We start from the raw sequence: 6,416 nt of genomic DNA, 5'->3' as shown, positions 1-6,416 counted from the left end.
ACGTTCCAGACGCACTGTTAAAAACGATCGATGCCCTCTTCCCAGGCCCCTCAGAGGTCGTCGAGCAGCCGACGCGCTTCCTTCTTGTACCTCGGATCGAACGGCTCTTCGGCGGGCATGTCGAGGACGGATTCCAGTTCGCGCCGGGCCGCGTCCGGGCGGTCCATCTGCAGGTACGTCTTGCCGAGCTCAAGGTGGTGAAAAATCCGGTCTTGAAGCTCGAGGGCCCGCTGAAAGTCGCGCACGGCCTGGTCGATCGAGGACTCGGGAAGCCCGCCGTACACCGTCTTCACGATGGCCCGCTGAAAAAAGCCAAGGTCCTCGACCTCGCGGTGCCAGCGTCCCCGCGTGTGGTAGGCCCCATCGAGCGTCGAATCGATTGCGAGGGCACGGTCCGCGTGGCGCTTGACGGCCCGGGACCGTTGGATGCGCTCTCGGGTGCCAGCGTCCAGGGCCGCCCGTCCCTGCGCGACGGCCAGTGCCAGGTGGGCCCGGGCACGGGTCGAGTCTGCCGCCAGGCCCGCCTCCGCCACGTTGAGCGCATTCTTGTAGTACTGGGCCCGCACATCCTCATCTTCGGTGGACTGTCCGAGGTCGGCGTAGGTGTAGACGAGGCGCCACAGCACCGCCACCCGGCCGGGGTGCTGCTGACGCAGGGCTTGCAGGCGCTCCTGTGCGCTTTGAAAGGCCCCTGCCCGGCGGAGACTGTCGACCGTCGCCAGGGCGTCGTCAAGGGCCGGGCCCGAGGGGGGGTCCGGTTGGGCCTGGGCCGGCTGTCCGCACAGCGCCCCCATCCCCAGGAGCACACCGAGGACAAGGCAGAGCGTACGGTTCCAGCGTGCGACTGCGAAGACGCGTCGTGCGTGACTCATGGCACCACGGGGGGTGTATGAACGAGACCCTGATGTGCCGCTGCGGGACGGAATATCAGGTGCGAGGTTTCGATGTTCATTTCGGCGCTCGCTTCCTGACCGCGCTCCGTTCCTGGAACCTGCACGACGACTCAGTGCAGAAGGGATCCGGGTGGACAACCTGTCGCCCAACCGAGCCCCTACGCCGGCGCTTGAAGCTCTGCCTCCGAGAGGGGAACGTACAGGGACTCGACCTGCCGGCCCCGCATCGCCTGGGCCAGGCCGTGCGCAAGGGCCGTGAGGACCAGCGGAACCCGCACATTTCGCTCCGTCAGCGCCACGGCCTCTTCCACGAGCGTCACCATGCCTTCCAGGTCGGCATTGGGCAGATTGGTGCAGAAGCGGGCCACGGCCTCTTTTTGATCCACGTTGACCAGCGGGGCCTCGTCTCCCATGGTTCGATAGAGCAGGAGGTCGCGCATCCAGCGCAGCATGAGCCGGAGCACACTCTTCACGCGCTCCCGGCCCTGATTTTTGAGCTCCTGGATGCATTGGTCGAGCGGTTCCACTTTCTGCGTGTACGCCGCCCGGAAATAGTCGAGCACCAGTTCTCGGCTGGTCATCAAGGCGTCGTTCTCCGCCAGTTCGAGCGCCCGGCTGTAGGAGCCGTCCGCCATGCGTGCCAGCGTGGAGGCCGTGTCCAGCCCCATGTCTTCGCGGTCGACGAGGGCCTGCTCGATCGTCTCCGGCCGGAGCGGGTCGAACCGCAGCTGCTGGCACCGCGACAGAATTGTGGGCAGCAGCTGCTCGGGCCGGTTCGTGGTGAGCAGAAAGACGGTCTGCGGCGGGGGCTCCTCCAGCAATTTCAGAAACGTGTTGGCGGCCTCCTCCCGCATCTTCTCTGCGTCGATCAGGATGTTGACCTTGTACTGCCCCTCCCCGCGCGCCAGACTCATGGGCTGGATGATGTCCTGTCGCACCTGGTCGATGCGGTAGTACACCTGCTGGTTCGACGTTTCGGAGGGTTCGGAGAGCGACGGGCGGCGCACGTAGTCGATGGCCGCGTACGGGTTCTCGCCGAGCCGCCGAATGCGCGCCCCCATGTCTTCTTCGTCGCGGTCCTGTTCCTGGCTCCACGGGTGCGGCAGGTTGACGTGGACGTCCGGGTGCACCATGCGTCGCGTCTTGCGGCACGTTGGGCACGCGTCGCAGGCCCCGTCCGCCTTTTCGGGACACTGCAGGGCCCGAGCCATCTCGTAGGCGACGGCCCGCTTGCCCACACCGTCGGGGCCGTGCAGGAGGTAGGCGTGGGCCACCCGCTCTTGGGCGAGGGCCCGGCGCAGCGTTTGAACGACCCGGTCCTGATCGAGAACAGCACTCCAGGCCATCGGAGGGGGAAGGGATGGTTGGCAACGGAATAGACAGTAAAGCAATGTAGCACTTGGGCCCCGCGAGGACAACCCCCGCGCCCGAACGGGACCGCGCGAGGAGGCGAACACAACCCCCCAGCCCGCGTGAAACGAGGCGTTGTCTTCGTAGGATTGATGTCCATACCCGTCCTTCTGCCCCCGTGGACTCTCATCGCGGCTTTCAGTTTCGCGCGTATCGCCCCAGCGCCTCCCACACCGACAAGCGAGCCCTGCGAGCCACCCGAGGATGCATCACCCTGTTCGTAGAGGTGTCAGACGGCGAACTGCCCAGCGGCTGGCGCCTGCGCGACGTACTGCGCCACGAGATCAATCGCCTGATGGACCCAGCGACGCTCCGCCACGTGGACCATCTCAACTAAGGAGGGCCGCGGCGCCGTCCACTCCTTTTTCACCGCACGCCGGAAACACCCAGCGCGCAACCACGCATATAATCGGTGCTATCAAACGGCGTGGTAGCTCAGCTGGTTAGAGCGTCGGATTCATAACCCGGAGGTCGAGGGTTCAAATCCCTCCCACGCTACCAATACTGCCCCTCTTGAAAACCCGCCTTGGTTGCTTCTGAGGCGGGTTTTTGCTGTTTCCGTGGCCTTTCCGACAGAAGAGAAAGGCCCTTCAGCTCAGCCCCTTCGGTTCCGGGCATTGCCCCGGACGTGGCGACACGCCTCTACAGTCGCGTGGACCAGAACTGTGCCTGGAGGGCGCCCGTCTCTCTCCCGCCAGAGCTGAGGGGATGTATTCATCTTCTGCGTTGGCCTGCGCGCAGTGTCCTCTCAGGCTGCTGCCCGACACACGCCGAGCAGGTTTTGGGATTTCCCGAGACCGTCTTGCAAACATTCCCAACGGAGATTCAGTGTAAGTGCAGAAACTATGAAGTTCTTTCACGACGCCCGTCTCACCAGTCGTGTTTAAACGACGCCTCGGGGCGTGTCCTTCGCCTCCGCCTTTCCACAAGGTCTGGCACTCGCACATGCTTTCTTCAGTGTTTTTTCCTTTCTCTCCTCCCTCCACACTGAGCAAGCGTGCCGCCCTGAGCCTCTTAGTCGGCCTCGGAGGCCTTCTGGCCGGGGGCTTCCTTCTCGACATCTACATCGACTGGGTCCGGCAGGGAAATCCGCTCTGGTCAACGCTCCTGGAGAACGCACTTCCCCTCCTTTTGGCCCTCGTGCCGCCCTACGCAGGGTGGTGCCTCTATCGAGGTTCTCACGCCTCTGCTCACCTGACAGAGGGGGCTCGATGGAGCTTCTACGGGGGCATCAGCATGCTTTTGCTGGCCGGCCTGGTAGTGGGCCTACAAGTGATCGTTCAAGAGCAGCTCAAGCCCGGGCTCCTCGTTCTTCAACTGGCGACCATTGGGGCCGTGGGAGGGCTGCTCGTCGGCCGCAGCATGGGGCAGAGGCACGCCTCCGAGCAGACGGCCCGGGAGGAGAAAAACCGCCTTTCCAACCTTTTCCGAGGGCTTCCTGCCCCCGTCGTGCACGGACGCTTTGAGGACGACCGGCTTATCATCTTGGCGGTCAACGAGGCCTTCGAAGACGTCTTCGGGCCGGAGGCTGCCACCGTGGAGGGCATGGACCTCTACGACCTTGTAGTCCCGACAAACCAGCGCTCGGAGGCGATTGAGATCGACCGGCGTGCTCTGGACGAGGGCACCGTGGAGCGAGAGGTGCGGCGCCTCACGAGCGACGGCCCACGGACGTTTCGCATCCGGGTGGCGACCGCCCTCGACGACGGCGCGTCGGAGACCTACGCCGTCTACACCGACATTACCGACCAGAAGCGGCGCGAGTCCGAGCTGCGGCTTTTCCAGGAGGTCATTGAGCAGATGGACGATGCCGTACTCGTGATGGCCGCCCCCTCAACCAGCGCTCCGGGCGCGCCCATTGTGTACGCGAACCCGGCCTTCGAAGAGATGACGGGCTACCGCGCGGAGGAGCTGACCGGCCAGACGCTCCGAGTCCTGCAAGGGCCCGAAACAGACCCGGAGACGCTCGACGACATGCAGGAGGCCCTGGAGGCGGGCGAGGCATGGTCCGGCGAAACCGTCAGCCACCGCAAGGACGGCACCCCCTTCCGTCTTCGTTGGGACGTGTCTCCGGTCCGGAATGGGGAGGGCGAGATCGAGTACTGGGTGTCCGTCCAGCGGGACGTGACCGAGACCCGACGCCGCAAGCGAACACTGCGGCAGCAGCGGAACCTGCTGGAGCAAACCCAGCGACTGGCCGGGGCCTGGGAGGTGGACCTCGCCTCCGGCGACATGTCGTGGTCCGAGGAGGTGTACCGGATCCACGAGGTGCCTCCCAACACCGAGGTGGACGTGGAGACGGGCATCGAGTACTACGCTCCAGAGGTCCGCCCACAGATTCGCGAGGCATTTGAGCGGTGCGTTGAAGAGGGGGAATCTTATGATCTAGAGCTTCCCCTCATCACCGCCGAAGGCCATCGGCGGTGGGTGCGCACGGTCGGCGGGCCGGTTGAGGATGTCGACGGCACTCCTGTAAAGGTCGCCGGCGCCTTCCAGGACATTACCCAACGGAAGCAGGCCGAGGAGGCCCTCCGCGAGCGGGAGGCGCGGCTTCGGGGCCTGGCGAACAGCATCCCCGGCGTCGTCTACCAGTTCTACGCCTCCCCCGATGGAACCTACGGATTCCACTTCGTGAGCAAACACGCGGATCGCGTGCTTGGGATTTCTTCGGACTCCGACGACTTCTTTGAGCGGTTTCTCGAGCGCGTGCCCCCCTCCCGCCGGCCGGCAATGGTCGACTCGATTGACACGGCCGTCGAACAAGGAACGCCCTGGCGGTTCGAGATGCCCTTCGAAAAGCCGAGCGGCGAGCGGGCCTGGCTCCTGGGCATCTCGATGCCTGAGGACCGCGAGGACGAGATCGTGTTCAACGGCGTGCTGCTGGACATCACCGAGCGGAAGCGCCAGGAGCAGGAAGCGGAGCGCCGATCCACGGCCATGGAGGCGGCCTCCGACGGCATGGCCATTCTTGACGACGAAGGCGTGTACCAGTACGTGAATCAGGCCCATGCCGACGTCTACGGGTACGCGTCTCCGGAGGCGTTCCTGGGCAACTCCTGGACGATGTGTTACGACGGGGAGGAACTCCGCCGTTTCGAGGATGACATCATGCCCACCTTGTTCGCGGGCGGCCAGTGGCGCGGAACCGCTACGGGGCGCCGCGCAGACGGCACGTCCTTTCCCCAAGACCTGACGCTAACCGCGCTCGACGACGGGGGCATCGTGTGCGTCGTCCGGGACATCACCGATCAGATCGAGCGAGAGAAGGCCCTCCGGCAGGCAAAAGAGGAAGCCGAAGAAGCCAGCCAACTCAAGTCCGCCATGCTGGCAAACATGAGCCACGAGTTGCGCACGCCCCTCACCTCCATCACGGGCTTTTCGGAGGTTCTCAAAGAAGAACTGGAGGGCTCTCACTACGACTTTGCCAGCAAGGTTCACGAGAGCAGCCTGCGCCTGCAGCGCACGTTGGAGTCGGTGCTTCATCTTTCGAAGCTGGAGGCCGGCGTCGAGGGGCTGGGCCGCGATCACCTCGCCCTCGGCGACGTGGCCGAAGCCGTGGCGGCAATGCTCGAGGAGCACGCCGCCGACAAGAACCTTCCGGTGACGGTGCACACGCCCGACGCCCCCGTGCAGGGGCATTGGAACGAAGATGCCCTCCGTCGCATCTGCCGCAACCTCCTGGAAAATGCAATCAAGTTCACGCCCGAGGGCGGTCGCATCGAGATTCGGGTGCGGGACGAGCAGGACGCGGCGGTGCTGGAGGTGGAAGACACCGGCATCGGGATGGATCCGGATCAGGTGCCGCACCTCTTCGGGGCATTCAAACAGGAATCGCAGGGCATGGATCGGGAGTACGGGGGCAGCGGGCTCGGCCTGTCCATCGTGAAGCGACTCACGGAGGAAATGGGGGGCACGATCGAGGTGGAGACCCAAAAGGGGGACGGCACCTGCTTCACCCTCCGGCTTCCGCGGACGCCCCCTGATTCTTCGAACTGATGGCCCGGACGTCGCACGCCACACGACAGAGCGTGCAGCGAAACGATCGACTCAGGCTGCGTACTATGTAAGCACGCAGAAATACGTTTATTCGAGGGTCATTCTGAGCGACCGACG

At 64.7% G+C, this 6,416-nt stretch carries 4 protein-coding genes and 1 tRNA gene; 3 read left to right on the top strand and 2 right to left on the bottom strand.

The window, feature by feature from the left end:
• Nucleotides 1–50: 50 nt before the first annotated feature.
• The gene (locus V5A20_RS12665) at nucleotides 51–872 is read right to left on the bottom strand and encodes a tetratricopeptide repeat protein (protein ID WP_332327488.1); all 822 of its coding nucleotides are present in this window, start codon (nucleotides 870–872) and stop codon (nucleotides 51–53) included.
• Nucleotides 873–1,051: 179 nt separating this feature from the next.
• Entirely contained in the window at nucleotides 1,052–2,239 is a 1,188-nt protein-coding gene (locus V5A20_RS12660) for a DNA polymerase III subunit (RefSeq protein ID WP_332327487.1), read from the bottom strand.
• 182 nt (nucleotides 2,240–2,421) lie between these two features.
• On the opposite strand from V5A20_RS12660, the gene V5A20_RS12655 reads away from it, so the two are divergent.
• The 3 genes from V5A20_RS12655 (at nucleotide 2,422) to V5A20_RS12645 (ending at nucleotide 6,299) form a co-directional block, all read left to right on the top strand.
• Complete coding sequence (locus V5A20_RS12655) at nucleotides 2,422–2,640, top strand: hypothetical protein (protein ID WP_332316799.1); 219 nt, start codon at nucleotides 2,422–2,424, stop codon at nucleotides 2,638–2,640.
• A gap of 87 nt (nucleotides 2,641–2,727) precedes the next feature.
• Nucleotides 2,728–2,804: transfer RNA gene (locus tag V5A20_RS12650), tRNA-Met, on the top strand.
• A 444-nt stretch (nucleotides 2,805–3,248) separates the two neighbouring features.
• The gene (locus V5A20_RS12645) at nucleotides 3,249–6,299 is read left to right on the top strand and encodes a PAS domain-containing sensor histidine kinase (protein WP_332327486.1); all 3,051 of its coding nucleotides are present in this window, start codon (nucleotides 3,249–3,251) and stop codon (nucleotides 6,297–6,299) included.
• Nucleotides 6,300–6,416: the final 117 nt, after the last annotated feature.

Origin of the sequence: Salinibacter sp., assembly GCF_036626415.1 — a bacterium.
Taxonomy (GTDB): domain Bacteria; phylum Bacteroidota; class Rhodothermia; order Rhodothermales; family Salinibacteraceae; genus Salinibacter.
This window is presented reverse-complemented; position numbering and strand designations above follow the sequence as displayed.

Bases quoted from the DNA above. Each gene is read 5' to 3' on its own strand.
- V5A20_RS12665 (WP_332327488.1), bottom strand. From the start codon at position 872: ATGAGTCACGCACGACGCGTCTTCGCAGTCGCACGCTGGAACCGTACG.
- V5A20_RS12660 (WP_332327487.1), bottom strand. From the start codon at position 2,239: ATGGCCTGGAGTGCTGTTCTCGATCAGGACCGGGTCGTTCAAACGCTG.
- V5A20_RS12645 (WP_332327486.1), top strand. From the start codon at position 3,249: ATGCTTTCTTCAGTGTTTTTTCCTTTCTCTCCTCCCTCCACACTGAGC.